Origin of the sequence: Yinghuangia aomiensis, from assembly GCF_039542225.1 — a bacterium.
Taxonomy (GTDB): Bacteria; Actinomycetota; Actinomycetes; order Streptomycetales; family Streptomycetaceae; genus Yinghuangia; species Yinghuangia aomiensis.
Window position 1 is genome coordinate 1 of record NZ_BAABHS010000063.1, and the last position, 24,478, is coordinate 24,478.

The following is a 24,478-nucleotide window of genomic DNA, read 5'->3' on the forward strand; positions in this document are numbered from 1 at the left end:
CGTTCTTCAGCCTGTTGCAGAAGAACGTCCTCGACCGCCGATCGTGGACCACTCGCCAGGAACTGCGGACCGCGATCGTGACTTGGATCGAGAGGACTTACCACCGCCGCCGTCGACAAGCCTCGCTCGGCCGACTGACCCCGGTCGAATACGAAACCGTCATGGCCGCGCCAGCCGCCCGGGCTGCGTGACCGCACCTGTCACCCAAACCTGCATCAGACCCGGGTGACGGCCACGGGATCGGCATACTTGGCGAGCACCCATACCAAAGACAGCGACTTTTCATGCCCGGCTCGCCCTGGGTGGTCCAGTCGCAGATGGCCACTGATCGGTGTCGCCAGACCATTGCGGTCGATGACGAGTTGGTCAAGTGATGTAAGGACCGAGGTCATCCCCATGTTGTCCCAGAAGAAGGCGAAGCTCTCCGTGCGGCCGGGCGCGAGGGGGACCGTCGTCAAGTAATCCTTGTCGGTGGCATTGTCATGAGCCATGTAGAGGAGCACTGGGATGGCCGAACCCCTTGCGGTGTCGACTGCCTGTTCCAAGTAGGCACCCCAGTCGCCCCCGAGGTGATCCGCAGCGCGTGCAGGGTGTTTGTGGCCGAAGAATGCCGCCTCGAACTCCCGCTCATTGGTGATGAGTTGCGGTCCCGCGTCGAGGTTGTGATAGCTGGTTCGCCCGTTCACACCCACGGCCGTCGCCCATACCGCAGTCAAGGCGACCACCACACCCGTTGTGCGGGAGAACGGCACCAGGAACAGCGGCAGCAGCATCAGTAGCACCAGGGGCAGCCACATGCGGGCGTGCATGTAGTCTCCGCCGACGCGTAGCACGTACACGCACATGAGCGACGCGGCGAGGACCGGCGTCGCGACAAGCACGACCTCACGGTTGCTCGGCCGGGCTCGGCCGTAGAGGTGGGTGATCAACACACAGAGCAGTGCGAGAGGGATCCACAACTTGTACGTAGTGAGGAAGTCGTCGAAGTAGCCGAACCCACGGCCCCAGTGAGTATTCGAAGCTTCCTTCGCCAGCCCGGGCATGGGGATCAGAATGCCGTAGTACCCGGCACGGAAGATCTCGTAGGCGACCGGAAGCACCCCGGCGACTGCAATGATCGACAGGATTTTGCGCGCCCGCGCCCCCGCAAGGAGGGTCAGAGCAACCAGGAACGCGGCCGACGCGATTGCGAATTCCGGCCTCACCAGAGGCCCGAGACCCAACGCAAATGCCGTTCCGTGCCGGCGCCGTGGCGTGGAATCCGGTTTGACGGCAGCCAACAACGCCCATGAGCCGGAGAGCCAGAAGAAGCACAGTCCCGTTTCCAGGCCGGAGGTCCCGTAGTCCCAGAACGGGATGACACCCAGCACTACCAGAACCCCCGCTGGGAGCAGCATGCCGTCCGCACCGCGGGAGCGCTGGAAGCGCCTGGAGGCGTCCAGCGCCACGGCCAAAGCCCCCACCGACAAGATTCCCCCGGCCCATACTGCTTGCAGTGCGGGTTCGCCGCCGCACACAGCGCTGACGGCGACCAGCAGCCAGGTCCACAGCACGCTGGTGTTGACTTCGTCGCGTTCGGCGGTGCTGTACGTCGGCCTGTGCCCGGCCAGGACTTGGCGCACCTGGCGCACGGCTATCAACCCGTCATCGCTGATCCAGCGGCGGGCGTAGACCTCCGCCGCGAACACCACCACGCAGGCTGTGATCGCGGCGGCTGTGGCGGCTCGGCGGGGATCGACCGGGATCGAATGCCGGGTGCTGCGCAACCGGGTGTGGAACGGCGTGGCGAAGGTCACCGGTCTCCTCGAAGGTGTTGTCTCGCGAGGCACCACATCTCCGCCGTGGAGAATTCGGCGTCATGGCGGACAGAAACACAGATGTCGAGACCGCGCGTGTCGGGAGACGCCGGCGACCTGATCGCACGGGGGCGTCGCAGATCGACGGCGATCGCCTGACGCTGCGGGTCCGCTTACGTCGAACACCCGTTGATCAGAGGACTTCGGTGCCTCACCGACGGCCTTCCGGAAGGCCGATCTGCATGACAGCGCCCCCGACTCGTCCGAACTGCGGTGCATCCCCGCGCACGCGAGGCCGACTCGTAGCTGCTCGCCCCTCGGTGGGGTGTTCGCGGAGCAATCCCCGTGTGTTCGGGGCCGATTACTTCCTGACCGGGCAAGCGGGATATACGAGGTCTTCATCCGCCTATGCTTGCTGCCGCCGCAGCGCAAGGCAGTCTAATCGTGGAGAAGCATAGTTGTCGTTACAGGGCGTCAGCCGTTTCACGACCCGCCCGCTGTGTCGCGCGTCCGGATGCCGAACAGATACCACCCCTGAGTCGCGCGCCGCACGGTGGGACTCGACCACGTGCCCGTGCTGTCCTGATGTGCCTCGCCGCGAACCGTGCGCACCAGTGGTCGACGAACAAATCGGCCATCGGTGTTGCCACGCCAGCGCGTGTGGCCGCCCGAAGGTGGCGTTGAGGAATCCGTATCGACAGCCGCTGCGGCGCCATGGTTACCTGCCCCGCAGCCACCCGGAACACCATGCCCGGCCGGCCCGCCGTCAGCGGGGTCGGGCACCTTCCCGGCCGGGAGGCAGCACCGAGTCTCCGGGGCCGCCCTATACTCCCGAATCGCTGCTCCGCGTGCGGCATTGTCCTCGCCAACTCGGGAGTTCGGGCACTGCGGCACTTCAGCGTGTTGTGCCGAGGGCCTTCGTCATCCGCATGCGGGTGTTTTCTGGGTCCCAAAGTCGCACGACCGGGAAGGGTGACATCGTGATCGAGCGAGCCAAATTGCCTGCCGCCGTCGCTGTTCTTGCAACCATCACACTGGTTGCTTCCTGTGGCGGTGGTTCCGGGCATTCCGGGAAGGACGCGGCTCCTTCGACGACCGCCGCTCTGCCGAGCGCAGGCCCGTCCGGCGTAGTGGATTCACCAAGTGCCGCGTCATCTCCGTTCCCCTCCACGTCCCCGTCCGGGACCGGTGTCGCCCCGTTGCTCGCCCTACCGCCGGACCTCAGCGTCGACTTCGCCTGGAGCGCGCCCTCGGATCCGGTCCAGGCGGCGGCACTGGCCGCGGCAGCCGACTACCTTCAGGCGATCATGCACGCGGTGGTCGCTCAGAACGCGGGCGATCCTCCTCTGTCGCAGTACGCGACTGCGCAAGCACTTGCCTATGCCCAGCATTACGTGCAGGAGAACGTCGACCTCAAGGAGACCATCACCGGCCACGACCACTACTACCGGTCGGCGATCACCGCCGTCTCCGGTTCGGCCATTCAGATTCGGTTCTGTGAGGACCAGTCGAAGCTCTACAGCAAGGAAATTGCGACCGGCAAAGTTCACATCACGTCCGACTCCAGTCTGCGCAACTTCGTGTCGTACAACGTCGCGATGACCCGCCTTCCCACACCGGGAGGGGTCTGGCAGGCAAGCGCGGCGACCGTGAGCGAAAACGCCGCGGAGTGCAAGCCATAGGGGATCTGCGGGCTTCCGTGCCGGACACATGTGTTGGCATGCCGGCCTTGTGCGGTGCAACCGCGGCGCCTGGTCGCGCATGACGTCCGCGGACACTCGGCCGCTGCGGCGAGTCGCAACAGCCGATTCGGCATGAGCCCCCGTCCCGTCTGCCCCCGCTGGCTTGACACCCGAGTCTCGCTGAGCTAAACATCGGACAGCAGCTGCCCCGGAGGCGCGGGGGTATCACTCTGCTGCTCGACATGCTGCCCATCGTGGCGGGGCGGGCGGCCCATCGGGCAGGGACTCAGTCTCCCTGGTCGCGTGGGTGTTCAGGCAGGCGGTGAGCCGGCCCCGCAAGCAGCGAGACGACGCGCGGCGGCCCCGAGGAGACGGGGATGTCCGTCCCATGCCGATCCCGGGTCGGAAGTGGATCGGATCGGCCCCGATCGCATGGGGACAGTCCGAGCGCGGTCGGCGGATCGCGGTTAGCACCATTTTGGGCCTGCCGACGCAGGCGTCGTCTGCACAACATCTGCGGCCGCCCCGGCGTTTCACGCAACAGGGTGGCAGCTACAACGGGGCTCAAGCCGCGAACTCGACCACGAGGACGTGGACCAATCCCAAGGCAGCGATAGTGGTCACGGCTGACCGGTGCAGAAGCAGCGAGGCATCTCAACCGAGACTGTGCCCAGCGTTCAGAAATCTCAACAGTTCAGGCGAGGGCGATGCGTCGCATAGCTAGACCGGTGGCCAAGTCAATGTCCCCCGCAGGAGGTTCCGCGGGTCTGCAGGTGCTACTGGACCGGCCTGCCGCCTTACGACGTCCTATCCCCACACGAAGCCCGAGCGCGCTCCCGCGAACTGTCAGCTGCTTGCACACGTCCGGACCGGCACCGCCCAAGGCGTTTCCCGGATCCACGTCTGGAGGCCGCCATCCCAGTGATGTGCCCGATGCCCGTACTGGTCTGTTGACCCTTCCGGATTAACCGGCACGCCCTTGGCGTGATCGAAACCGCTTGGCAGGATGGCGACGTGGATGATGCTCAGTGCCCCGTTGATCTCGGTAAACCTGCGATATCCGGAGCCGACGCGCCGGGTTACCTGCCGCCCCGGATGCCGAATCACAGTTCGCCGTCCGCCTCGCTCCTGCGCAGTCACGTCGTGAGCACCATCATCCCCGGATTGGATCTCCGGCCGTACATCGGCGACGGTTTCGCCGACCCTGTCGGCCAACAGACAATCGCGGTTTCCGACCCGATGACGCGGCGGACCCTGACGAACATGCCGGAAGCCGGCCCCGAAGACGTCGAGGCAGCGGTCGCCGCAGCGAGGGCTGCCTTCGACACGGGGCCGTGGCCGCGCATGCCCGCGCGGGAGCGGGCTGCCGCGTTGGAACGCTTGGCAGACGGGGTGGAACGTGCCGCGGGGACACTGGCGTTGCTGGAGGCGACTGACACCGGCAAGGTCCTGGCCGGGGTGCGGGCCTGGGACATTCCCCAGGCTGCGGCTGCTCTGCGCTTCTACGCCCGCCAGGTGCTCGAAGCCGACGAGATCCGGGTGTCGGCGACTGGAGATCGTTCCGTCCGGCTGACACATGTTCCTGTCGGGGTGTGCGCCGCCGTCATCCCGTGGAACTTCCCGTTCGCGTGTACTGCGTGGAAGATCGCACCGATACTGGCCGCCGGGTGCACGGTGGTGGTCAAGTCGGCCGAGCGAGCGCCGCTCTCGGTCCAGGCGTTGGCCGGGCTCGTCGTGGAGGCGGGGTTTCCGCCTGGTGTGGTGAACATAGTCGCAGGACGCGGAGAAACCACGGGCTGGTACCTGACTGCCGATCCGCGGATCGACGCGGTCACGTTCACGGGGTCGACGGCCACCGCCCGAGCGGTCGTCGGGGCATCGCTGCGGCGGCTGCCGCGCACCGTCCTGGAACTCGGAGGCAAGGGCTCGACGTTGGTGTTCGCAGACTGCGATGTCGATGACGCGGTTGCGGGGACGTTGGAAGCCGCGTTCGATTGCGCCGGACAGAGCTGCTGCGCCGGAAGCCGTATCTTCGTCCACGAAGCGCTGTACGGCGAATTCCTTGAACGACTCGTGTGCGGGGCCCGGACTCGGCGGCTCGGCGATCCCTTGGACGCCGCGACGCAGCAAGGCCCGCAGATCGACGACGCCCACCTCGGCCGCATCGACGCCTATGTCCGCGAGGCTGTCGCCGGCGGCGCGCGGTGTGCCACCGGCGGAGGCAGACCGACACCGGACGCCCTCTTCTACGCACCCACGTTCGTAACCGGCGCATCCCGGGACGCGCGAATCTCCCGGGAAGAGATCTTCGGGCCGGTCGCATGCGTGTACCCGTTCGCTGACCTCGGCGAAGCTCTGCACGCCGCAAACGACACCGACTTCGGTCTGTCGGCCTCCGTCTGGACCTCCAACCCCGAGACCGCCCGCAAAGCCGCCACCGGACTGCAGGTGGGCACCTGCTGGATCAACGGCTTCGGGTCCTTCGACCCGAACGTCCCCTGGGGAGGCACCAAGCTGTCCGGCCGCGGACGCGAACTCGGAGCTGTCGGCCTGCACGAATTCTTGGACACGAAGGCCGTATGGGACCTCATGCCATCGCAATCCGAACCGGCTGAGGAACCGGCTCGGCTTCCGCCGCACGGCTGAATCCCCGGCCGCGCCGCTTGGACGCCGTCCCTGCATCGGCAGCCGCCGACGACCGTTGAACTGGTTCCCGCGGCTGGCGAAGCCGTGGCACATCAGTCCTGAGATTGCTCGCGCTCCAGGGCGGCGGCGCGGGTGCCGCGTCCAGCGGCCGCGCGGATCGTATGGCTCGGCCGACCATGCTCCGATCTTCCTTTCACAGGCCACGCGGCGCCACGCGTGCGTTTCACCTGGTTCAGCGGACCGAGTGCTGCCAAGGTCGCGGGTGACAGGCACCTCTGCGGTTGCGCTTGCACAGCCGGGCGGGGTGTGGCCAACGCTCGCGCCCTGTGGACTTCACGCCGGTATTCGGCTTCGCTCAGCGGCCGACGTCCCAGATGAACAAGCCCGTCGCAATATGCGCTGTATGCGCGCGACATCTGCAGTATTCGTGCGAACCCGCGCAGCTCCGGGGTGAGGACTTCACGGATGACAAGGCGGTACATTTCCCCGAAGTCTTCTGCGATACGGAAGCGCCGCTCCGCGGCTTCCAAGCGCTCCAAGCGTTCCCCGGGGGTATTCCTTGCGGTCAGGCGCAGCATGACCTCGCGATCCGGCTGGTGACCGTGAGCACCCCGCTTGAGGTATACCGCGAGGTCGTGTGCGGGGTCGCCGTTGGCTATGCACCGCTCGAAGTCCAGGAGATTCCCCTGCCGGCGCGCCACCCACGTGATGTTCTCATCGTGCAGATCACCATGGACAAGTACATTGGGCCGCCTTGGATCAACGAGCGGCAGCAGGTGGTCCGCGTCGCGGCGGAGCGTGTCGGCATCGGGAAGGCCCAGCCGGTCGAGTCCGTCGCCCAGCACAGCCTCTGCGATGGTGACCACGCGGTAGAGATGTGCGCGCACGAGGTTTTCGTGGATGGCGTCCGTCGCGGGGAGTAGTTCCTGAGCGGCGGCTGAGGCCCGTTGAAGGCGTTCGAGTTCGTCGAGAGCTGGTTTCGGGACGTGTGCCAGTTCGCGCAGCAAATGGGAGACGACGAAGGACCTGTGCCCGGTGGACGGTTGACGGTGTGTGAAACCTCGGTCCTCGCCGACCGACAGGTGCAGGCCAGGCGCCAACACCCTGGGAACTTCCCATCGAGGGGAGCAGCGTTCCAGGATGGACAGCACATCGTCTTCGTGAATCAAGCGAAGATCGAGATCGTCCATCTCAGGCTGGGCGTCCCGGAGAAACGCGCGCCGCCCGTCGGGCAGTCTGACCAACCTGTTGACGTGTGCGACACCCGACACCGGCTCATGGCCCCTCGAAGGTGCCTCGAGCAGATTGAGTTGTGCGTGCTCGACATGAGGTGGGAAGAGACGGGGACGCGGGCGGCGGACGATCCGAATCTTCGATCTCCCGTTCGGCGTCGGCGGGGGACGATGCACACCATGGCATGGTCAGGTCGGTCCGATGCCGCGCTTGCGTCGGATCCGTCGGACCGACCATCGTAATAGCGAGTGCGCTCTGCGCTGCTGGTGTCACATTCCGTGCAGCTATCTCGTCTTACCGCTCAGGGGAGTATTCACGAGCCTACGGCGGTGGCATGCACGTTTTCGTGGCGGGCGGAACCGGCGTGCTGGGGCGTCGGCTTGTGCCGCGGCTGGTAGGCCGTGGGCACAAGGTGACGGCAACGACGACGTCCGCGGCCAAATTGGGGCTCTTGAGTTCCGTGGGTGCGCATGGGGTCGTGATGGACGGCCTGGATGGGACATCCGTGGGCGAGGCGGTAGGGCGGGCCCAGCCGGACGTGATCGTTCATCAGATGACCGCCATGGCCGGCAAGCCCGACATCAAGCACATGGACCGCTGGTTCGCCGTTACCAACCGGCTGCGAACCGAGGGGACGGATCATCTTCTGGCGGCCGCGGAAGCATTGGGGCTGGAGCACTTCGTCGCGCAGGGGTACGCGAATTGGAACGGAATTCGCGAGGGCAGCTGGGTGAAAACCGAGGAGGACCCGACCGATCCGATGTTGGGGACCTCCGCGGCTTCGGGGATGGCTGCGATCCGCCACGCCGAGGATGCTGTCGTGGCAGCCGGCGGCGCGGTCCTGCGCTACGGCGGGCTGTACGGCCCTGGTGCGACCGATGACCACGTCGAGTTGATTCGCAAGCGGCTGTTTCCGTTGGTGGGCAGCGGTGGGGGTTACAGCTCATGGGTGCACTTGGACGACGCGGTGAGTGCCACGGTCCTGGCAGTGGAGTTGAGGGTCCGGGGCGTGTTCAACATCGTCGACGACGATCCGGCCCCGGCGAGCGACTGGCTGCCGTACTTGGCGCAGTGCGCGGGCATGAAGCGGCCGATGCGGGTACCGGTGTGGTTGGCCCGGTTGCTGGCCGGACCGGTGGCAGTCGCGATGATGACCGAGGGACGCGGTTTCTCCAACCGCAAGGCGAAGCGTGACCTTGGCTGGGAACTCCGCTACCCGTCATGGCGACAGGGATTCCAAGAGGACTTGTAGTGGTCCGCACAGCGCGTTTCGAGGCACTGCCCGACGCCGAGACTCGGCAGTCGGCTTGCATCGGGCAAGGGCGTGACCCTCGTCGCCGGGTCAATTGCCGTTGCGGCGCCGAGGTTTCGTGGCGGCCGACTGGATGGTCTGTGGCTGCGCCAACCGGTCCGGCATCACAACCCCAAGTGGCAATGCGGCCACAAAGGCGGACGCTTGGGAACCGTACATGCGCCGCAGCAAGACTCTTTCCTGAGGACCAAGTCGGTCGATCACCTGCCTCGTGTTCGACAGTTCGTCGACGCTGCCGGAGGTCGCGGTGGCCAGCAGTCCGTAGCGGGTGCTCTGCGCTTGGCCGTTCACCCACGGGTTCGTGTCGGTGGATGTGCCCGAGCTCGGTCGACGGCCCCGGCGTCGGCTGCGCATGCTGTCGGTGTCATCCGGCCGCGACGCCGGCTCAGGCGCAGGCGGGCCGTACAGCAACGTGGCGCGCTTCTCGGTAACGCCCTTGTCGGGTATCAGCCACCGGGCGAGGATCGACGAGAAGAAGTCGCTTCCGGATACGCGGGACATGGCCCAGGTGACCGAATAGGCGCCGTCGTGTCGATAGTGGTCCCATTCACTTGAGGAATCCACCGGCCCGACCTGATCCCAGGTGATGCCGGAACCGCCTTCGCGGCGAGCCTGGGCGACCAGTTCGACGATGCTCGGGTCATAGGCAACCCGTACCGCTTCCGCGAGTTCTTCGGCGGTCGAGGGGCGGGCCGGGCCGTTCTCGGTGAGCTGCAGTCCCACGGAGAGCCCGGGCAGCCGCCGACCGATCTCGGTGGCTATTCCCTCGGCGTTGCCTCGGCTCCGGCCACGGCCTCCCGGCGATGAGAACGTCAACGCGATTCGGGCGCGTAGGTGCAGCGGGAGCCGCCCGGATCCCTCCGAACCCCGGTCGGCGAACAGTGCCTCGAAGACCCCGGCATCCGCAGCCCACCGGGGCATTGCCTCCACCACCGTGCCGCCCTTGATCGCGACCGCGTCCAACGTCACGGCAGCCGCGGCGAGTTCGACATTGGAGCCAAGCGCGGAGCCACTCGTCCAATTGTTCCGGGCCGATGCCCAGGTGCTCGTCGGAGACGGTCTCCAGCACGATGGTGTACTGGTTCGACAGCGCGAATCCGAGCAGCGCGTATGGACGCAGATAGGCGTCGTAGGCCTCGTACAGCTTGGACGTGCCCACCAGCCCCGGGAGCTTGCACGTTCCGATCAGTGTGACGCCCGGAGGTCCCGAGTTGCCGGGGGAGACGGGGTTCACGCGGCTGCGATCCGTCGGCGCGGAACGCTTCTTCTGGGTCACCGGCATAGATGGACCTCCGGCCCACGGGGGGCAGGCTGCTTGGCAGTCATCGGATGCCCCTCTCGATACTCTCCCCAGCGAGCCTCAGCTCCCGGGCGATCTTGGCGACCTGCCGTGGGGCCGACTCAGGGGACGGCCGCTCACCGAGCCGCCACGGTTCGTGCCACGGAACCGCCCACACGTGAGGCAGGCCGCCAGCCAACAGATGCAGCCACTGCCTGAGTTGGCCCGGCAACCTTCCCGGCGCGTCCGCCACAGCCACAAGGCCGAGCAGCCGCACCGGGCCCACCGCTCCGGACGCCCATTGCCGTGCCGCGCTTTGGGCGGATTGCAACCCAGCGGCGTGAGTGCGGGCGACGAGGACGACTCCGGGGCGGACTCCTTCGGGATACCTCGGCCATCCGCCGCGTCCCGCATCGGCACCGCCAATCGCCGCGGCCAACGTCGTCGACCCGGCTCCGCCGTGGCACGGAACCCACCACCAGCGCGGGATGGCCCGTGACGGGTCAGGTTCCCAGGTTGGGAGACCACCGCTCGGGGTCGGGCCCACGAGTCCGCGCACCGGAACGACGGGCGAGCGATTCACCGGTCGGGTTCGCAGGGGAGCCTGAACCTGTTCGGGCGGTGCTTGTTTGGACGCCACCCAAGGGTTTTGCGGGGTCGGCGGTTTCCTAGCCACGAGGCCCCACCCGCGCACTCATGAGGACTCCCGGGCGGTTGAACAACGGTGCGATTGTGAGGCTACGGACAGCGGGTCGGATGTGCCAGCCGCAACGCGCGAGGCTGTGTGCGGCACGGGGATACTCGGAAGCAACTCCCAAATCGGCCCTTGTCGGCGCAGGAACATCCGCGCGGCCAGAACACCGCCCGAGCTGTCGGGGTCCCCGGATGCGCCGGTGGTGAGGGTGACCAGGCCGAAGACGAACCGAGGACGACAGATTCGTGCCGCTCGTCCCCGGCTTCGGTCGGTTCTTGACCACGGCGGTGCGGCCAGGAGGGGAACCGGCCGCACCGCCGTGGTCAGTACTGGGAGCCCATCCCCATCTCCTTGGGAGGGCCGGACGGGACGGGCGGCGGCTGCTGAAGTGGTCGTCCGCCTGTGTCCTCCGCTACGGCGTCTACTTCGCTCGCGTCCAGCCGGTAGGCGGGGTGGTCCCACATCTCCGGAGGGGACGGTGTCATCGGCAGTGGCTCCAGCTCTCGCGTGGCATGTCCTTCCCGCGGGTCGCACAGTGCGAACGGGCCGAACTCCGGGTCCATCAGTACCCGCATATGCGGATCGGCGTGGTGCAGCCAAAACGTGGACATGCCCAAGGCTGCGTCCACGCGTAGGTACTCGAACGCCCGCCACATCGCGCTCAATCGCACCAACGCCTCGGGATGCCGCCACCATTCAGGGCACCAGACCGCCGTTGCCCGGTTGAGCCGTCGGCACAGGATCTGCCCGATGTACTCCGTCACGAAGCTGTCGAGCGATGAGAAGATCAGCTCGACTTCCGCGTCCGCATCCCCGTTGGCGGGACCGGAAGCGTTCGGGTCGTCGGCGACGGTACTCAAGCCGCTTTCCTCAGGGTCTCTGGTATGTCCGCCAGAGGCCCCAACGGACCTCCGGCGCCGCCTGGTTCGAAATACGCGAGGGATGCGCGGATCTCCTCCGCGTACGGTCCCTCCCACCACGGCAGCGGACGCACGAGCGTCGGCCGCGTGCCGCTGTACTGCACCAACGCCCGCCCCCGCGGCATCGACGCCAAATCCGGCACATCCAGCACCGGCTCACTCCGCGACCCAGTCGAAACGTTCTTGTCCCAGAACTCGTGCACCTTGTGGGTGGTGGACGTCGTTTCCGGTTCGAAGAGGCCGGAGGATGTGGAAAGGTCGCCCAAGAACTTGGTGTCCGAGACGCCGCCGCCGTAGACGCGGACGTTCGCTGCACCCCACAGCTTCGCCATGCCGGTGTCGCCCCAAGCCGCAGTGCCCTGGGCCCACGATTGGAGGATCGTCATCATCACGATCCCGCGTGAGCCGAAGTGCGAGTACTTGTCCGGCAGGGCTTTCCAGGGACAGACGTTCGCCGCCTCGTCGAGAACGAACAGCATCGGCGTTTCGAGACGGCCGCCGGGCGACACGATCCCCTCGTTCTCGGCCGCCTCGGCCAGTGCCGCGGTGAGTGCCAGCACCAGCGGCGCGGCCATCTTGTTCGTCTCCTCGGAGAGGAGGTAAATCGTGTCGGCGCCTTCCTTGACGAACGACAGGTAGTCGAAGTGCGGCCGACTCGGGTTGGTGCCGGGCGTGACCCACTCGGCTACGCCAGGCGCGGTCAGGAACGACATGATCTGTGCCGCAGTCCCGTACACGCCCGCGCGCTGGCGGTCGGGAGCGGTGATGACGTTCTCCACGGCGTCCGCGGACATGTCGTGGCCGAACGCGCGCAGGATCCGCTCGGGTGTGTCGTCGGTGGGCCGGGTCAGCCACGTGTAGACCCGGGTGATCGGCAGGTCATCGAGGGACGCGGCGAGCAGCATGTTGCTGATCAGGTCTTCTGCGGCGGGCTCGAAGTACGCGTCGCTACGGGCGTGGTCGGGCCGGTTGATGGACGAGAAGCGGCCTGTCATCTTGACTGCGCGGACGATGTTGTCGCCGACGTAGGACAGCGGGTTCCAATACCAGCTGGCCGGTTCACCGGCCTGCAACTGCGGATCGAACACCCATACGCGGCCGCGCCGCATTCGGGACAGCCGGGTTGCGTCCACGACGTCACGCTTGTTGGAGGTCACGACCGTCGGCCCCGGGGCCGCCACGATGTTGGGGATCGCCCGGGTGACCGTCTTGCCCGTACGCGGTCCCCAGATGTCGACGTGCATGTCTTCCCAGGTGCCCCACAGGGTGATGCTGCCGCGAACCATGCGACCGATTTGCACACCAGGCGGGTCGATGCCTGGCAGGTTCAACCGACGCGCCGTGGCTGACGCGCCCTTGGTCGTGATGGCTGCTACCTCACGCTTCTGCGCGAGGTACGGAGCCGCGCGGTCCACGATGACCTCGCGGCGGCGCTTGGTGACGACTGCCGCGGCGATGACCCCGGCAACCGCGGCGACCGCCACAGAGATGATCACGACCGCGGCAGTCGCGGTCGCACCGGGCCAGTTGTATTTGCCGAGCGCCAGCAGCACGACTGTCACTGGCGGAACACCCGGAGGGTTCTTCTGGTGCTCGTCGGTGCCTAGCCAAGCGCCGGCCCAGGTGACCGCGCAGCCGAGGAACAGCAACCCGACGACCATGGCCAGGGCCTGCATCTCCGCGTGCGGGTTCGGCCCCCGCTTTTTGGTGGTCGCACTCACCGGCGGCCCCCCTCGATCCTTCGTCGGCTCTGCCGCCGGCATGCGGGCAGGTCACGTGCGGCCGTCAGCCCCCCGTTCGGCTCCCGTCGGCCGATGGACGCCGGTCTTCCGAGCGCAGGGAGCCACGGATCGATGGGGAAGCGGGCCGCCGGCTTCGGCTCGTCGTGAATCACCTGTTCCTCACATGTTCGGCGCCTAGTGGGGACCGTGATCGACTCGACGTGTCTGGATATGGAGACCTCGAATTCACGGCCGGGGGCATGCCCGGGCGTCGGTCCGGAGCAGCGAAGGACGGAGCCGGCGAGCAGGACCGCGAACGGCGTCGTCAATGAAACGGCAAGAACAAGAATCACGCAATACGCGCTGTTCGTAATGCGCGAGGCCGGGGTCGGCATCGTGAGGATACTCAGTCGGCGTGTGCGGACGTCGACTCGAAATCTGCCGTGCGGAGCAGACCAGATCGCGCGATGCCGTGGACGAGAATGGATGGATTTTCACTCGAGAGCTCATATCGCTCGTCGAGAGGGCGGCAATGTGTACGCGTCTATAAGACGAAAGAAAAGACTAAGAGGTGTTCGGATTGTGCTCGCGGCGGCGATGCGGGGAGCGGAGGCGACGCGCCGCCACGACGGCGCGCGTTGGACCGTCCTGCGGTGGCAGCCCAACGTGAGGGAAGACGTTCGCCTCCGTGGACACCGCACCGCCGGGCTGCGCAAGTGGTCCTAGCAGTCGCCGTTGTCCATGTGCAGCAGGTTGGCGGCCGTTTTTGCGCAGGCCACGACGGGAGCGGACGTGCGGGATGCCGTTCACCAGCAGCTCGTGACCCCGACCGGTGTGCTCGACGAGGGCTCGCCCCCGGCGTGTACGAGGCATGTCGCTGGTTGAGGTAGTCGATGCCACTGGGTGTGGTAGGCGTACCGGCCGCTCAACAACTTGTTGCGGTAGTCACGCAGGTGCTGCTCGAACGACCAAGCACGTGGACCGGACGGGCCACGGTGGATCTCCCACTCGAGGACCTGGCCGCGAGCGCCGTTCTCGGCGCCGAAGGTGCCCTGCCTGTGGGGGGGGCGAGTCCTCGCCAGGTCCTCAGCATCGCTTTGACGGACAGTCCCTCGTACCCGAGTACATTCAGGCCGCCTGAGCCCCCGAACAACTGCAGGTAGTTCCGGAAGTCCGTGGGGAGACGCGCGCCGACTGCGGCTTCGCGTTCGGCCACCTCGGCCGGATCCGCTGCACCGCCCCATGCAATCAACGACTTGTGGGCGGGCCGGCGTGGGCGGCGAGTCAGCCGAGATGTCGGATACCAGGGCGGCCAATCGCGTGGTCCATCCGTCCGGTTCGTGGGCCGGGTGGTCGCGGAGAAAACGAACAACATGGATGTTCTGCCTGGATTCAGCGATGCGATCGCCGTCGCACCAGCTCGATTCTTCCGGTGTCCGCCGCGTCCATAGCCTGCGGCATGCCATCGTGGCATGCCGCAGGAGCGACGCCGCTGGCGAAGAGCTGGGTGAGAACGTCGGGTTCATTGGCAATGATTGCCTGAAGCAGGGCTTCATCCTCATGGATTTCCCGATGGTAACCGGGGCGGATTCCGGTCGGGCCAGGCTTTGCCCGACGACTTGACCACCCGGCCGCCCGTCGCACCGACCGGATTCCGCTGCCATGGCCAAGTCGATGGAGCCGTCGAGGTTCGCCATCGCGCCGGCTCGTGCCCTGGTGGGCCTGGCTCTGCTGAGGACGCGTTGCACGCCTCGCCGCTGGACACGGAGCGCGGCCGGAGGCCGGTGGAACACCTGCTTCATGTCGCCGACTTGGTAGACGACCTAACACCGACAATCCCCGCACGCGCGGAGCCGACCAGGCGGGGCCATGGAAGGCCCACATCGCGCCCGAGTAATGCCCGCGTCCGCGAGACCGATTCCGCCGCGTACCGGGCGTCTAATGAACACGGGCGAGCAATGGGGCCACTTGCACCGCACACTCTCCCGACCGGGGCACACAGCAGTGTGCCTGAACGCATACACGCACGCATGCGGGTTGCCGTACAAGCACCGTCGTATGTGACGCCCTGCTGGCCGATCCGGTCGACGGGCACCTCGTGCGGTGGTCGTTCCGGGAGCAGTCATCGGCCAGGCTCTTTGCATCGGTTCCGCAGGATCCGATGTCCCCGGTCCAGGTGCCGTGGTCGGCCGGGCGGATGACGGAGCGAGGTGATTCACGGAGTCGGACATCGGGTTCCGGACCAATTCGCGATCTTCGCGCTATGGAGCCGCTCGTACAGAAGTCTGGAGAGAGGAAGACCTTGCGCCCATGAGTGCCATTAATCCCGACAGCGAGGGTCATGCGATGGATCCGCGATGGCAGCGTTCACGACGAAGAGCAGACCCGCACGTGGGTCGAGGCAGGGGAGAGCGAGTGGAAGTCACACGGCTTCCGGTTTGTTTGCCGCGGAGGTCCGGTTCACCGGTGAACTGGCTGGGTTCACCGGCTTCTCGGTACCCAAGTTCTTGCCGGAGGTGCGGCCGCCGTACGGTTCTGCTTCGAACAGCGAGGGCTCGAGCGGATCGTCAGCATCACTCAAGTAGGCAACGGTGCCTCCGAACGCATCACGACCAAACTGGGAATGCGTCAGGTCCGTGAGACTGTAAATCCCACCTGCGGTCGGCGGGTACGAGTGTTTGAGTTGTCGTTTGGTCAGTTCGGTACAGCCGCTCGTTGACGGTGCGACCGAGGATGGCGGCGCTTTCAGCGGACTGCGAGCTGTTGTTCTCATTCCGCCTTCCTGAAATGCCCGCAGAAGTGAGCCCGTTGCGCCTACCGAGTGCCGCAGCGAGTGACGACGGGCGGTCCGGCGGCCAATCGAACGTGGGTTGCGCCTCGACACCGTGTCTCACCGACTTGCGGTGCCGCGGAGTGGAGCTGTCGTCCCGAGGCGGTGGGATGCGGAGGTGTTGTCTCCAGGCCCCGAGAGGAGTTCACGCTGATGACGCAGTGGGTTGAGGTCACCCAAGGCAGGTATCGGGAGTACATCGGTGAAGCGCTCGACGCTGACGTGATTGGCGAAGCCGGTGTCGGGAGCGACGGTGCCCTGGGGACTGCAGACGAAGGCGAGTTCGACGACGGGTGGGAGGAGGAACCTATACCGGTCCGTACAGTTGGCGTGCTGGGCGGGCAGCCCGAAGTGGTGTCTGTCGCGCGTGGGAACCTCTGCCCGGTCGTGGACATGACCGCCGCGTTCCGGGGGTGGGTGGCCGGCGATCACGCGGCCGCAGCCAGGGCGGAGGATCTGGCATTCTTCGTCGAGCGGTTGGACCTCCCCTACGCGGACCTTGCCGCCGAGTGGGACGCATACGTCGCACACGAGGCGGGTGTTCGCGCTCGTTGCGAGGCTCGGCGGAAGGACGTTCTGGAGGCGTTCGACCGTGAGCTGGCGGGTTTCGCGCCCGCCGATCTGCTTCGGGCGGTGCAACGGGATGTGGCACGGTGGCTGCCCGACGCGGTTCGCCGGGCCCACGGCGGCCCCGGCGATCTCGAGCCCACGGCCGAGGACCGCCTGCTCGCGGCCATCTTCGGCACCGGCGAGCCGGAACCCTCGGTCTGGGACCGGGCACGTGAGCGCCTGTATTTCGCAGAGCGGGCCGCGGCCGAACGCGTCTACCTACGTTGGAATGCCGACACGGCCCAAGCCGAGGACCATGCAGGTCTCCGCCGTGCCGCCGCTGAGCGCGTGCGGCGGGACCGCCCGGCGATCGAACAGCGTTGCCGCGACGTGTGGGGTGTGGCCCTGCCGGAGTCGGTCTTCCGGTTCTGGGAATTCCTCCTCGCGCTCGGCCCGGCCGCCCGCACCGCGTTCGACAAGGACCTGGGCCTTTACGCGTGCGGGATCATGGCCGTCTTCGACGACCCGGCATGGCAGCCGGCCGACGGCTCGGACCCGCGCATGCACTGGCGCTACTACTGGGACCCCCCGGAGTTCGTCACCTTCCTCAACGGCCCGTACCCCGGCGAACACTACGGCCTGTGGTTCGACGACGGGCACACGTGCGCGGGAGTGCTCGGCCACAGCCCCAAGGACAACTCCGACTTCGGGTTCCCCGACGGGGGCACACCCCTTGAGGTGATCCGAGCGCAAATCGAGAGCTTCCTCCTGGACTACAACGAAGACGACTGCGACGGAGACCGTGTACCCGCCCGTTACCGGGTGCGGCTGCTGCGGGAGACGCTGATGCGCTACGAGACGGGCGACCGTCCCGAGCAGGGCCACGACTACGACCCGCGGCGCTCACGCGGCGACGACTGGTATCGCACTGTGGATCCGGCCCGCGTCACCACGCTCGACGGAGCGGGAGCACTCGTCACCGGGGCGACCGCTCTTGACCGGGGGCATCAACGTAGGGGTGAGGACCGTACACTGACCGATCAAATCCGCGAAGCACTCGCCGCCGACCCGGCGGCCCTGCACCGGCTGGTCACGAATGCGAAGGACCGGTGCCGCACGGGTGACCCGGCCGAGGCATTGGCCCTGGGCCGGGACCTGCACTTCATCAGCGACGACGACAGTCTCCCTCGCCGTGCCCGCATCTCCGAACGCGAACGCGCTGCCGCCGAACTCCTCGCGATGGCCTACCAGACCCTGGGCCGCGACAACCTCGCCGACCTGGCCGAACTCGACCTGCGCGAACGGAAGATCCCCTGGGCCACACCGGACTGAACGCAAGCAAGATTGCGCATGCGCACCCGTTGCCCGGTTGCGTACTCCCGCGGTTCCGCAACCCCAGCAACTCTCGAGCTTCCGGCGCGAGTCCCATGCAACTCAGCGCGCCAGGCCGAAACTCGGCACGGTGACCGCGCCGGATTCGGCGACAACCTCCGGAGAACCAGGTGTCCATATCATGCGCCTGACACTGTCCCGCAGCGCGAAATGTCACATTTCCAGCCACCCGCTCGTCTCAACAGAGAACAGCGGATGCTTCCGCGACGCGGGCATCGTGCGCGCCCTTCCACGGCCTGGCGGTATTGACCCGTAGCAACTTCGAGGAGTGACCTTTGCGTAAGTGGAAAATGGGCGTGGCCGCAGCGACAACGGGGCTGGCTATGGTCGGTCTTGGCGTAGGCGCAGGCACGCCTGCGTACGCTGACGATGACTGTCGTACCAGCCACAAGAACCTCAGTTTGCCCAACAAGCCAGACATCAGTTTCACCATCCAACTGTGCATCACGAATCGGCCGGCCGGCGCCCACGAGGCGTTCGCGAAAGTGACGTGGGGATCGTGGGACGGAGTTGACAGCCGAGCCCGATTCGACAAGGTGACCGTGCAGGTCCGCGCCGAGAAGTACGACGTGTCCAAGGCTTCGGCGACTGGCAACTTGACCGCCCGTATGAACGCCGACGACGACGGTGGCTGGCTCGGGAGCGCGTACTCCACCCTGAATTCGCCAGGGGGCTGGAGTGCGGATGCGACCGTCACCTACAACGTCAACGACGACGGCAAAGGCGACATGACCTGGGACGTCTACGGATCCCCGGTCATCTCGTAGCCCGGCAGCGCGGCGGACTGCTCGATCCTGAAAAAGGCTGGCGAGCGACCCGCCGCGCTGTCGCCAAACGCACTGCCGCGTAACGTTGTGACACCCAACCTCCGTGGTCCCGGACGGCCGTTGAACTGGCGCCGCCGGTTCTCTGAGCCGGCCCACCCGCCGATGATCACCCCTCCAGACAGTCACAAGCGAGAGCCTTCCCATCGCGGGCATGGGACCTTCCGAGTCCGGTTCGACCTTGCCTGCCGCAGTTCGTAGCGGCCGGTCGCCGGTGCGGTAGGCGAGTTGAGCGGCCCTGGTGCGACGCGATTGCGTCCGCTCGGCACTGGGTGTGCCTGCTGACCCGGCACCGCATTTGCCACCTGCCGGTGCCTCCCGGGGGCCGCTGTCGCTAACGGAATGGGCGCGCTCACCCGTGACGTTCCGACCGCCCTACCCCTGCATCCCGGAAGCGAAGCCCTCCCAGCATGTCTGCCACCACACGGCGGCGTGGGCCCTTGGCTCGTCGTCGAACCTGGGCTTGCCCTCATCACTCTGCCGATCGGCACAGTCGCTGTCATTGTTGTCACCATGGCCAAGGCCGGATTCTTGGTGACTGTGGCCGCCGGTTCGGGACGGCCTGCGTTGCCGCCGCCGCGGCTCTGCTGATCCGGCGGCACCGTCGACGACCGGCTATCGACCGGGCCGCCCGCCTCCTCGCCGACGCACGACACGTCCCACGGCTCACCACCCGCAGTGCCACAACCGAGGCTGCGCGTCTCGGCGTCCGAGCCAACACTCCCGGCATCTACATCGGCCGCACCGTGCGCGGTGGCCGGGCCCTGTGGGGGTCGTGGGAGGAAATGCACATGGACATATGGGGTCCACGCTCCTCGGTCCCGCGCGTCGCGGTCACCCCGCCGAAAAGTTGTTGCAGAAGGCCGGTCGAGGGCATCTCTCTTGTACGGGTGGGGTGTTACATATCGAGCCGGTGTGGGTGGGGACATGCACAGGGCTACGGATGGACCGGTTTCTGCGGTTGGTGAAGGCGGTTCGGGAGCGTGACCCGGACGGGCCGCGACGGGGGCGTCCGTGGTGGCTGCCTTTGGACCGGCGGGTGTTGCTGGTCGCGGTCTACCCGGATGCGGCGGCCGAGCGGCTGTGGATCGCGGACGGCGCGCTGGTCCCGGTCCGCGACCGCACCGTCGCCGCGTCCTCACGCAACTACCGCTTCTCCGCGAACGCGCAGGTCATCTTGGACGCCGACACGTGGCTCGTCGTCGCAACGGGGCGCCCGGTACCCGGCAACACCGCCGACCACCACGCAACCACGCCCCCGACCGGCCTTCTGCGACAACTTTTTTGGCACACAGCTGTACATCTGTTCGATTCCCAAGCGTGTGTGCGACACGGTAAATCTACTTACGCTGTTCATTTCGGTCGGACGCGCCCTTCAGCAACGTGACACGTCATTACCCGCACACCGCCGACGGTACGGTCCCTGCCCGAGTATCCGTGGTGAATCACGTACCTTGCCCTTGGCCCGCGGTTCACGGGTGCTGGTTCCACATCAGATCGTGCAGCGGTACTACGGGTCAGAATCCCGTGCGCCCCGGGGCGTGGATGACGTCGTAGCGTGCAGCCGGCGCGGCTGCACTGCGGCGGACCAAGGCGGCATCCGGCGCAGGCGGCGGGGTGAGTGGGCCGATCCGCGGCACGACCGCGGTCCGCTGGAGGGGTATGAACCCGATGGCCGCGGCGGTCGTATCGACGAATCGGGGCAGATTCGGGGGAGACGGGCCGAAGTTTGGCGAGGCGGGAACCCGCAGGGCCCTACCGTGCCGGGATGTGTTGCCGCAGGCGCCGGCTATCGCCAACGTCTGGGGGTCGGTGAAGACCGGCCGCTCCATCTCCAAGGCGTTGCCGGCGGCGCCCTTCAGCTCGGTTCTGACATAGCGTGCGAAGTGCTGCATCCGCAGGACCCGCGTCCTCCGGATAATCGTCTTTTCCAGGCTCTTGGAAGCGTTCCTGGCCCAGTCGATGTCGCCCATGACGCGGCCCAGTCGGAAGCCGGGGTTGAGCTCGCCGCCCGGGAAGTCTCGCGAGCTGTAATGGGTGTAGTGCGGGCCAAAGAATGCACCCGGTTGGGTTCCCCGGACGTCAGCCCACTCGAGGTGCAACGCGGTCGACATCTCGCGGAGAATCCACGCCAGGTCCATGATCTGATGCGAACGCACTTCCAGCGGCCGAGGGCCGTTGAGTCGGTACTGCGGAAGCAGGCCCATCTCGCCCCGGTCGAACGCGTCCAGGATCTCGTTGCGTTCGTCCGGGGGCATCTTGTAGATCGGATTACCGTGTTCGTATTCGCGTACCAAGGCGTTGCGCTGTTCCTCGGATTCGGCGGTGTCCACCGCCCGCTGAAGCTTTCGGCGGTCGAACGCGTCGAGCATGCGCACGCGTTCTTCGCGGCTTCGGGCGGCCGTCATTCTGGCCGCGGTCTTGCGCCGGTCGTCCTCCTCGATGAGCTGGAGGTATTCATCCACGGACAGGGTGCGGACGAGCCGGGTGAGCCAGTTGGTGTGCCCGTCCTTCGTCATCGTCTCCGTTTTGGCCATGACGAAGGTCCGTCCGTTCGGTCCCACGCGCTCCCAGTAAGTGACGCTCATGGAGGGCCGGTTCTCTCGGGGCGTCAGGTGTTTGAGGGCACGCATGACCGCGAGCGTCGCTTCGTACCGCGCCGCGCGCCGCGCCATGACGCGGGTTTCCCAGGCATTGCGCTCTTGGCTGTTCAGCCAGGCGTGTCCGATGAGTTGTGCAGTGGGAACTCCCGGCGCCCGCATGCGATGCCTACGCGACCAGATATCCGGCTGCGTGATCTGTGGCCGACGGGACCTTGTCGCACGGCTCGCCTGGATGGGCTTCAGCCGCTTTGATCCACTCCGGAGGCGTCCCATGAGTTAGTTCCATTCCGATTGGTCCAGCCGACGCCAAGTTGCCGCGGCGCGTGCCGAACATCCTCCCGCTGCCAGCGGTCAGGTGCATGGGCCCGATGCGGTGATCGCATGTCGACAAGCCTTCTGTGTCGCAGATGAGTTCGAATGCTGACGGCGGTGTTGGGCCGGTTCGGCAGTGTTCGGTCGGTGCGTCAGAGGGCGTCCGTGGACCACCGCCAGGTGCGGTCGGCGTCCGGTGCAAACCATGGCGAGGGCGATTGCGGTGTAATGCCGTTCCGTGCCGGCAGCCTCCACGAGTTATCCTCAGGTCGAATCGCGCGAACTCGGCGAGACTTGGCCTTAGAGCGTGTCTTACGTGGTGAGTTTGGTGAGTTTCTTGTAGCAGGTCAGGGCTGCTGCGAGGCCGAGGAAGGCGAGGAAGTGGCTGCCCTTACGTTCGTACCGGACGGTGAGGCGGCGGTAGCCGAGCAGCCAGGCGATGGTGCGTTCGATCTTCCAGCGGTGCCGCCCGAGGCGCTCGGAGGACTCGATGCCGGGACGTGCGATGCGGACGGCGATGCCGCGTTCGCGCAGCCAGACGCGGTTGTCTGCGGAGTGGTACGCCTTGTCGGCGCGGAGCTTGCCGGGCCGCCTGCGACGAGGTCCGCGGCGGGACCGCACGGCGGGTATGCCGCGCACCAGGGGTTTGAGGGCCAGGACGTCGTTGGTGTTCGCCGCGGACACTCCGACCACGACGGGGATGCCCTGGGCGTCAGACAGGACGTGCAGCTTGCTGCCGGGTTTGCCGCGGTCGACCGGGTTCGGCCCGGTCAACGCACCCCCCTTTTCGCCCGCACCGACGCGGCGTCCACGATTGCCGAGGCCCAGTCGAGCCCGCCGCGGGCGCCCAGTTCATCGAGTACGGCGCGGTGCAGCAGCCGCCACAGCCCGGCCTCGGTCCACACCGTGAACCGGCGGTGCGCGGTGGCCGGCGACACCCCGAAGGACGGCGGAACGTGACGCCAGGCGCACCCGCTGGTCAGCACGAACACCACTGCGGCGAACACCGCCCGCTCGTCCGCCGGCGCGGTCCCACCGCCCTGCGGACGCCGCACGAAGACGGGCAGCAATGGCCGCACCAGATCCCATAGTTCGTCCGGAACAAGCCTCAACGACAGATTGACACCCACAAAGAGCCATCATGCCGCAGCTCACGAACCGACCACGTGAGACATGGCCTTAGTACTCCAGCCGCACTTCGTGATGGCCCCGGGAACCGGTGCGGCCCACCGCGTGATCTTGGTGAGTTGTGTGGAAACAACAAGATGTGGTGGTGGCCGTGGGCCACAGATTTAGACGTTGATCGCGGGGCGACGCTGCTCGACACGGTGACTTCCCGGAAGACGGGGCGGTTCTTCCGGGTCGAAACGTGCCGGACCGCAGGCGAGTTCGTGGCCGGGCTGCTGTCCGGGATCGAACGCAAGACGTGCTGGCAGCTGGCCGAACAGCACGAACTGGATCGAGTTCGCGTGCCATTCGGCGGCCTGATGCCGACGTCGCGAGGCCAACGGCACCACTACTCGCCCCGCAGCCGACGCGTGAGGGCGTTGTCCATGTCGGACTTGCCGGTGTCGACCGCGGTCTCCAACCCGTCCAAGCGTCGCGCGGACCCGGGTGACGATCTCGTGCAGCACTTCGCGCTCGACCTGGCCGAGCTGACGGTCCCGCAGCCGCGACGCAGGCAGTCAACAGGTCCCAGGAACTCGATCGACCGGTCCAGCCGCTTGACCACCCACGCCGCCGGGTAGCCGCTGCTCTCGAAGTCCTCCACGGCCCGTCGGTCGCACCCGGCCCAAGCGTGGTTGACCTGGTGGGCCCGTGTCGTCCGCCATCGCCTTGAACGCCACGTTCGGGCGGTTCAACAACCCCGTGGTGACCTCGGCCGCCGCCTTCCGGTCCCGCGCCGGCCTTTCGACGACAGGGACTTGGTCGTCGGTCGCCACCTTCTCGACCACCCGCCGGGCGCTTGAGGGAGTCCGCCGTCACCGTCGCGGCGACCTCCTCGTCCCGGGCCAGCGCGTCGATCGCGGTGACCTTCTCCTGTGGCGTCACCGGCGTCTCCACCTGCTGGCCGACACGCCGCTTGGCCTCGTCCGGCGTCCAGCACCTCCGCTCCTTCGACGGGTTCCACGATCGACGCAAGAATCCGATGGACCGTGTGGGACACCTCCGGCCTGCGGTGCTCCGTCGGCCACTTCACCGCGGTCGTTCACATCGCCCGCAGCGCCGACAACGCCGCCCCGATGTCGAAGCCGAGCCGCAGCAGCGACGTGTCGACCACAATTCCGCCCCACCGCGGCCTGCGAGCCGCCGTGCGGGTGCATCGGCTCGATCTCTAACGCGTCGTACCCGATCGTGGACTGGCCCCTTGTCCGGGTCCCCACAACGTCCGCAGCTCGGCCGCGATCTGCTCTTAGCGCTGCTCGCTGACGTTGCCGACGTCATCTGTCTCCACTACGGACGCAACGGCGGTCTCGTTGACGTTCTTTTCAGGCATGACGACCACGACCCCTCGCGGGCCGGGGCACGACGTTGACCGCGGTGACGAGGCAGGGCTTAGACCGTGTCCTATGTGGCTACGTGGTCGTTGATGTGTCATGGGGAGTTCGGGGTGGGGCTGGATCGTTCCTGACGGGTTGTGGGAGATCGTGGAGCCGTTGCTGCCGCCGGCGAAGGTGCGTCCGC

16 protein-coding genes and 4 pseudogenes are annotated in these 24,478 nt (G+C 66.9%); 10 read left to right on the top strand and 10 right to left on the bottom strand.

Annotated elements, in window-relative coordinates:
- On the top strand, positions 1-191 hold a 191-nt coding region (locus ABEA93_RS40560; RefSeq protein WP_345680541.1), incomplete at its 5' end, for an IS3 family transposase.
- A 24-nt stretch (positions 192-215) separates the two neighbouring features.
- Here the strand turns inward: ABEA93_RS40560 and ABEA93_RS40565 are convergent.
- A complete protein-coding gene (locus ABEA93_RS40565) occupies positions 216-1,796 on the bottom strand; it encodes an arabinofuranosyltransferase AftB family protein (RefSeq protein WP_345681026.1) in 1,581 nt (526 codons plus the stop codon).
- 980 nt (positions 1,797-2,776) lie between these two features.
- Here ABEA93_RS40565 and ABEA93_RS40570 point away from each other — a divergent pair.
- The gene (locus ABEA93_RS40570; protein WP_345681027.1) at positions 2,777-3,478 is read left to right on the top strand and encodes a hypothetical protein; all 702 of its coding nucleotides are present in this window, start codon (positions 2,777-2,779) and stop codon (positions 3,476-3,478) included.
- Positions 3,479-4,462: 984 nt separating this feature from the next.
- A complete protein-coding gene (locus ABEA93_RS40575; protein WP_345681028.1) occupies positions 4,463-6,124 on the top strand; it encodes an aldehyde dehydrogenase family protein in 1,662 nt (553 codons plus the stop codon).
- Positions 6,125-6,216: 92 nt separating this feature from the next.
- Here ABEA93_RS40575 and ABEA93_RS40580 read toward each other — a convergent pair whose 3' ends face one another.
- On the bottom strand, positions 6,217-7,533 hold the full coding sequence (locus tag ABEA93_RS40580) for an aminoglycoside phosphotransferase family protein (protein WP_345681029.1): 1,317 nt from the start codon (positions 7,531-7,533) through the stop codon (positions 6,217-6,219).
- Positions 7,534-7,691: 158 nt separating this feature from the next.
- Between ABEA93_RS40580 and ABEA93_RS40585 the strand changes: the two genes are divergently transcribed.
- Complete coding sequence (locus ABEA93_RS40585) at positions 7,692-8,609, top strand: NAD-dependent epimerase/dehydratase family protein (RefSeq protein WP_345681030.1); 918 nt, start codon at positions 7,692-7,694, stop codon at positions 8,607-8,609.
- A gap of 90 nt (positions 8,610-8,699) precedes the next feature.
- Here ABEA93_RS40585 and ABEA93_RS40590 read toward each other — a convergent pair whose 3' ends face one another.
- From ABEA93_RS40590 to ABEA93_RS40600, 4 genes are all read right to left on the bottom strand, one after another.
- On the bottom strand, positions 8,700-9,638 hold the full coding sequence (locus tag ABEA93_RS40590) for an SCO6880 family protein (protein WP_345681031.1): 939 nt from the start codon (positions 9,636-9,638) through the stop codon (positions 8,700-8,702).
- A gap of 353 nt (positions 9,639-9,991) precedes the next feature.
- Complete coding sequence (locus tag ABEA93_RS42275) at positions 9,992-10,642, bottom strand: DUF6668 family protein (RefSeq protein ID WP_425585266.1); 651 nt, start codon at positions 10,640-10,642, stop codon at positions 9,992-9,994.
- A gap of 323 nt (positions 10,643-10,965) precedes the next feature.
- Positions 10,966-11,502 carry a DUF4913 domain-containing protein gene (locus tag ABEA93_RS40595; protein ID WP_345681032.1) on the bottom strand — a complete coding sequence of 179 codons (537 nt, stop codon included), beginning with the start codon at positions 11,500-11,502 and terminating at the stop codon, positions 10,966-10,968.
- Positions 11,499-13,283, bottom strand: a complete 1,785-nt coding sequence (locus ABEA93_RS40600) for a type IV secretory system conjugative DNA transfer family protein (protein WP_345681033.1) — start codon at positions 13,281-13,283, stop codon at positions 11,499-11,501. The genes ABEA93_RS40595 and ABEA93_RS40600 overlap by 4 nt, the downstream gene beginning before the upstream one ends.
- Positions 13,284-15,593: 2,310 nt before the next feature.
- On the opposite strand from ABEA93_RS40600, the pseudogene ABEA93_RS40605 reads away from it, so the two are divergent.
- The 4 genes and pseudogenes from ABEA93_RS40605 to ABEA93_RS40620 all read left to right on the top strand — a co-directional run.
- A pseudogene (locus ABEA93_RS40605) lies at positions 15,594-16,002 on the top strand (GNAT family N-acetyltransferase).
- A gap of 264 nt (positions 16,003-16,266) precedes the next feature.
- Complete coding sequence (locus ABEA93_RS40610; protein WP_345681034.1) at positions 16,267-17,994, top strand: ADP-ribosylation family protein; 1,728 nt, start codon at positions 16,267-16,269, stop codon at positions 17,992-17,994.
- 461 nt (positions 17,995-18,455) lie between these two features.
- The gene (locus ABEA93_RS40615; protein ID WP_345681035.1) at positions 18,456-18,821 is read left to right on the top strand and encodes a hypothetical protein; all 366 of its coding nucleotides are present in this window, start codon (positions 18,456-18,458) and stop codon (positions 18,819-18,821) included.
- A 1,000-nt stretch (positions 18,822-19,821) separates the two neighbouring features.
- A pseudogene (locus ABEA93_RS40620) lies at positions 19,822-20,127 on the top strand (IS5/IS1182 family transposase); the annotation flags it as partial.
- Positions 20,128-20,395: 268 nt separating this feature from the next.
- Here ABEA93_RS40620 and ABEA93_RS40625 read toward each other — a convergent pair.
- Entirely contained in the window at positions 20,396-21,640 is a 1,245-nt protein-coding gene (locus tag ABEA93_RS40625) for a hypothetical protein (protein WP_345681036.1), read from the bottom strand.
- A 465-nt stretch (positions 21,641-22,105) separates the two neighbouring features.
- Positions 22,106-22,905, bottom strand: a protein-coding gene (locus ABEA93_RS40630) for an IS5 family transposase (protein ID WP_425585267.1) whose coding sequence is annotated in 2 segments (ribosomal slippage) — positions 22,106-22,581 and positions 22,581-22,905 — 801 coding nt in all. Because the reading frame shifts where the segments join, the coding sequence is not laid out codon by codon here.
- Positions 22,906-23,184: 279 nt separating this feature from the next.
- On the opposite strand from ABEA93_RS40630, the gene ABEA93_RS40635 reads away from it, so the two are divergent.
- A complete protein-coding gene (locus ABEA93_RS40635; protein WP_345681039.1) occupies positions 23,185-23,541 on the top strand; it encodes a hypothetical protein in 357 nt (118 codons plus the stop codon).
- Here the strand turns inward: ABEA93_RS40635 and ABEA93_RS40640 are convergent.
- Together ABEA93_RS40640 and ABEA93_RS40645 are read right to left on the bottom strand one after the other, a co-directional pair.
- Positions 23,479-23,748: a DUF6192 family protein gene (locus ABEA93_RS40640; RefSeq protein ID WP_345681038.1), complete on the bottom strand. Its 270-nt coding sequence runs from the start codon at positions 23,746-23,748 to the stop codon at positions 23,479-23,481. The two genes, ABEA93_RS40635 and ABEA93_RS40640, sit on opposite strands and share 63 nt — an antisense overlap.
- A 61-nt stretch (positions 23,749-23,809) precedes the next feature.
- Positions 23,810-23,857, bottom strand: a pseudogene (locus tag ABEA93_RS40645) (hypothetical protein); the annotation flags it as partial.
- A gap of 533 nt (positions 23,858-24,390) precedes the next feature.
- Between ABEA93_RS40645 and ABEA93_RS40650 the strand changes: the two are divergent.
- Positions 24,391-24,478 (top strand): annotated as a pseudogene (locus ABEA93_RS40650) (IS5/IS1182 family transposase); the annotation flags it as partial.